The sequence below is a fragment of the Winogradskyella epiphytica genome (assembly GCF_003217215.1).
GTDB lineage: Bacteria > Bacteroidota > Bacteroidia > Flavobacteriales > Flavobacteriaceae > Winogradskyella > Winogradskyella epiphytica.
This window is the reverse complement of sequence record NZ_QJTD01000025.1, coordinates 1-4,569: the sequence shown is the minus strand read 5'-3', so window position 1 is coordinate 4,569 and position 4,569 is coordinate 1. Positions and strand designations below refer to the sequence as shown.

Annotated in this window: 5 protein-coding genes; all 5 read left to right on the top strand. The window is 29.1% G+C overall.

All coding sequences use genetic code 11. The features are described 5' to 3' along the window. Positions 1 to 294: 294 nt before the first annotated feature. The 5 genes from DFQ11_RS14745 to DFQ11_RS14720 all read left to right on the top strand — a co-directional run bounded on the left by DFQ11_RS14745 (position 295) and on the right by DFQ11_RS14720 (position 4,183). On the top strand, positions 295 to 804 hold the full coding sequence (locus tag DFQ11_RS14745; RefSeq protein WP_233487606.1) for a hypothetical protein: 510 nt from the start codon (positions 295 to 297) through the stop codon (positions 802 to 804). A gap of 58 nt (positions 805 to 862) precedes the next feature. After that, positions 863 to 1,474, top strand: a complete 612-nt coding sequence (locus DFQ11_RS14740) for a hypothetical protein (protein ID WP_110476641.1) — start codon at positions 863 to 865, stop codon at positions 1,472 to 1,474. Between the two features lie 323 nt (positions 1,475 to 1,797). Next, complete coding sequence (locus DFQ11_RS14735) at positions 1,798 to 2,436, top strand: hypothetical protein (protein ID WP_110476640.1); 639 nt, start codon at positions 1,798 to 1,800, stop codon at positions 2,434 to 2,436. 146 nt (positions 2,437 to 2,582) lie between these two features. Beyond that, positions 2,583 to 3,797, top strand: coding sequence for a hypothetical protein (locus DFQ11_RS14730; RefSeq protein ID WP_110476639.1), 1,215 nt, complete (start codon positions 2,583 to 2,585; stop codon positions 3,795 to 3,797). A gap of 194 nt (positions 3,798 to 3,991) precedes the next feature. Further along, positions 3,992 to 4,183 (top strand): hypothetical protein, encoded by a 192-nt coding sequence (locus DFQ11_RS14720; RefSeq protein WP_110476638.1) that lies wholly within the window; start codon positions 3,992 to 3,994, stop codon positions 4,181 to 4,183. Positions 4,184 to 4,569: the final 386 nt, after the last annotated feature.

Below are 4,569 nucleotides of genomic sequence, written 5' to 3'. Positions count from 1 at the left end.
CAAACTATTTTTTTTGCCTTCTAAACGGCTGAAAAAAATCTTTTGAACGGTATAAATTAACCTAAAAAAAGGTCAACCTATATCAGTATAATACAAGACGTTTCCAAAAGCAACTTTAGGAACTTTGATTCAACAAAAGAGTTAAAAGAAACGGTCATAAGAATGACATTTTTGAGTCCCTTGTCAGCAGGACGGAACAAACTAACCATAAAATAGTTCCTAAAGTTTTCGTCCTAAATGGTATTTAAAAAATACAAAAGGAACATATTTAAAATTATGAAAAAATTATTTTCAATGCTTTCTATTTTGAGCATATCATTATCAGTTGTATTATTTTCTTGCGAAAGTGATGAAGCAATCCAAAATGTAGACAACCAAGAAACAAACATTGTTTCTGAGATTAATGCTAAATCTGGTCCAGTAAAATTTAAGGTATACTTTGCCACTTGGGATGAATGGGGAAGGTCGAGTAAAGACTGCAAAGGCTGGGGTTTATGTAACTATACCTCTTGTTGGTTTTGTTGTATAGACGAGAATGAGGACATTGTTGATTGTAACACAAGTCAAAGTGTTGATAATTCTGGAACCATAACTATTAATCCTATCACAAATTTAGGACATCTAGTAATTGAATTAAACCCTTCAGTTACAATTCAAAATGATGCCATTGTTAACCAAAAAACATTTTACATAGATAATGATATTATTACGACTGATGCAATTGTTCATAAAGGTGATTATTCATTTGATTCAAGTATAGGTTTATTTGGTGGCTATAGTATAGATGTAACTCAACTTAAATAATATTAAAATAAAAGGCATAACCTAAACAGGTTATGTCTTTTTTTAATTAAATATATATATGAAAAATAAATATATAATTACGATTATTCTATTAAATATGCTTTTTTTAAATACTTCTTGCGGAATTAAAGGTGGCTTCCAAGGATTGTATAGTTATTATAACAAATCAAAAAAAATCAATCCAAACTTATTTATTATTCCTGACCCATTAAAAACTATATGTGAATTAACTAAAAGTGACACAGCTAAAGTCTATCTAATTAATGGAAAAGACTTAAAAAAATGTTTGGACAAGAAACAAGACGTAATAGTTTATATTTGGGGTCCTAAATGCAAAAGTAAAATATGCTACCCTCTTGATATATTGCAAGAAATGTGCAATGAAAATAATATTGAACTATATATTGTTGCAGAATATTATGATGTCAAATTAATGGAGATTAATTATAACATTGAAAATCCAATTTTTGGTATTAATACCAAATATTACGATTCAAATTTAACTTCTAAATATCTTACTGAATTCATAAAAGATTTAACATTGCAAGACAACATTGAAAATAGGTTTTTTCATTTTAAACAAGGTAATTTCATAAATTCATTTGAATCTATTGAAAACTCTATTGAATCTATAAGAGGTAAAACTAATAAGAACATTTATCAAAATTAATTTATAAGCATTATATTTATTAAAAAATCTATAAATTGAGTTTCTGAGTTATTATAGCAGTATTAAAAACAAAAAAACTACTGCCAACAACGTGTATAAAACATAGCTATTATAGGCTTTACGAGAGGTTTTTATATATTTACAAAGTACGCCAAATTTTTAATTTGGTTATATTTATAAAAGAAAATTAAACATAAAAATTAAAAATTCGGCTCGTGAATAATCCGAAAAGTTAGTATCTATTTATACGCTACGTTTCATACACAAGACCGTTGTGCAACATTTGACAAAAAATTGAACTTTAAAACCTAAAATAACCCTAAATGAAAAAAAACCTACTGATTTTAATTTTTGGACTGATTATGACTTTCTGTTATTCTCAAGAAAAAATTGACATTAAAGAAGAAAAATTTAAACAACAAATTGATACTATCGTTGAAGAATTAAAATTTAACTACGAATATGATCAAGCATTAAGAGAATATATAATTTACAAAACTTTTGATAAGTCTATTACGGACAGTATCGAAAACCTGGAAAATGAAAAAGACCGACTAAATTATATTTTTTCGACAAATTTTAAATCGGACTTAGCTAAAAGAATATGGAAAGAATTTATTCATCCTTCTGATGACAAGTTTACAGAAAGATTAATTGCAATAAGCGATTCTGTAGGTTATCCAAGTCTAAAAAGAATAAAAAAATATTACGATTCAGAACTTCCAGAAGAATTTAATCCGACAATATTTTTTGTTCATTCACAAGAAAAATATTGGGAAAAAATCAATGAAATTGCAGAGAGAGAATTTAAAAATGGAAATATGGGGAAATGTGATTATGGCTATATTCGTTGGCATACTTCAGGCAGAAAAGAAAATAAATATTTAGACGAAAACGGAATAAAATATGGCGCTAATTCTAAAGGTCGTGCTGTATATATTCAGACCTGTGAAGATAAATAAAAACGTTGCACAACAATGTATAACCGCAATTACGACGGATTCGACTACGTCCGAATCCACTCGGAATTGCGAGTGTCAGTGCTTAACCGAAAAATAGTAACTTAAAACCCGTAACTGACGGTTATACGAGACCGTTGGCAATAATTATGAAAAACACATTTTACATATTTGCAATCATCATTTTATTCACCTCTTGTAAAGAAGAAAAAAGAGTGATTGAAAAAATTGATTTTGAAAAAAAATATAAATTTTCATCTGAAATAGAGAATGATGTTGAAAAAGATACTGTTCCTTGGAAGCATCAAATTTCAGCTTCTAACTATGCTTTAAAAGGAGATTATAAAAATGCCTTAATTCAATGGGATTTGGCAATGGGAACAAGAGAAGAAAACTTTTCAAAATCCCAAATAGATTCTATTAATCAGAAGTATTCGAAAATTAAAGCAAGTGAGTATATTATAGAAAAAGCAAAGGAGAATCAAGTAATAATTATCAATGAAGCTCACCACAATTCGTTTCATCGAGTATTTACAAAATCACTTCTTCAAAATCTATTTGAAAATGGGTATAAAAATTTAGGACTTGAGGCATTAAAAAATAATGATAGTATAATTTCAGCTCTTAATCAAAGAAAATACCCAACTCAACAAATGGGTGTGTATATTAATGACCCTCAATTTGGCAATTTAGTTAGAGATGCTCTTGAAATTGGATATGAACTATTTGCTTATGAAAATATGGGGAAAGGAAGTGGGAAACCAAGAGAGATTGCACAAGCAAAAAATATTGAGAATGTAATCAATTCCAAACCGAATGAAAAATTCTTAATCCATTGTGGTTATGACCACGCTTTAGAAGGAACCCATAAATCTTGGGAAAAAGCGATGGCAGGAAGATTAACGGAATATACAAACATAGACCCTTTGACTATAAATCAAGTAGTTTACAGTGAGAAAAGTAAACCTGAATATAATCATCCACTTTTGAAAGCATTAGACATTAAAGAATCGTCAGTAATTATTGATAAAGACAATAAACCATTAAGATATGAGCGTGGAGAGGCTTGGACTGATATAGCTGTTCTTCACCCGAATACAAAATATATTGATGATAGACCTAATTGGCTATTTGAAAATGGAAATAAAAACATTTCTATTTCATTAACTGATATTCAAATTGAATTTCCAGTTAAGGTCTTAGCTTTTAAAAAAGGGGAAGATATAAATTTAGCTGTTCCAATTGATATTACAGAAGTTGAAAGTAAAAAAGATAATTGTAATCTCGGATTGAAAAAAGGAGTTTATGTGATTGTAGTTACAAATGAAAAACAGTCTTTTAAATTTGACCAAAAAGTAAAATAACTATTGCCAACAACGGCTATAGTTCATTGCTGCTGACTTTCCTCGCGGAAAGTCCTCGCAAATTTGCTATCTTCGGTTTTCGGCGGAAAATCCTTGCGGATTTTCACGCAACGAAACCATAGCCAAAACCGTTGCCATTCATTGCGGAACACACTCTAAATCTGAAAATCTGAATTTAAAAACAACTCGTTATTATGAAAAAATTTATTCTAATTATCATTGCTTTATTTTGGATTTCAAGTTTAGCGGTTTTAATAATTTCATTAACTGATTTATATCCAGAAAATATTTTTAAAGAACATCGCCTAATTGTTGGAATCGGATTTATTACAATAACTGGACTTTTAAAACCAATTTATAATTCAGTAATCAAAGAAAATAAATAATCGGATTTTGAGCCAGTTTGTGAAAACAGAACTGTGCGCTGAATTTAGTATGTTTCGGATTTTATCACTCAAACGGATTTCAAAAAGTTTGCGGAACTGAAAAACGACTGACCAAAATTGTAAGAAAAAAACAACGAAATGGCAACACCGTGTAAAAATAATTGCTTGGTTCTTACCTACTCGCAAAATCCTACGGATTTTCCTCTGGTTCGTTCCTTTTTAGTAAGTTAGTTGCTTGCACACGCAACTATCCTTACACAAACACGTTAGCTGTAATTAAAATGAGCATCCTCCGAATTCAATAACTTAACGCAACAAATCAAAATTTTAGATTTGTTGTATGAATACAAAAAAGCATAAACGATTATCACTTAAGGAACGTGTTA

Coding starts and splice junctions, on each gene's coding strand:
- DFQ11_RS14745 (WP_233487606.1), top strand. CDS start 295: ATGCTTTCTATTTTGAGCATATCATTATCAGTTGTATTATTTTCTTGC.
- DFQ11_RS14740 (WP_110476641.1), top strand. CDS start 863: ATGAAAAATAAATATATAATTACGATTATTCTATTAAATATGCTTTTT.
- DFQ11_RS14735 (WP_110476640.1), top strand. CDS start 1,798: ATGAAAAAAAACCTACTGATTTTAATTTTTGGACTGATTATGACTTTC.
- DFQ11_RS14730 (WP_110476639.1), top strand. CDS start 2,583: ATGAAAAACACATTTTACATATTTGCAATCATCATTTTATTCACCTCT.
- DFQ11_RS14720 (WP_110476638.1), top strand. CDS start 3,992: ATGAAAAAATTTATTCTAATTATCATTGCTTTATTTTGGATTTCAAGT.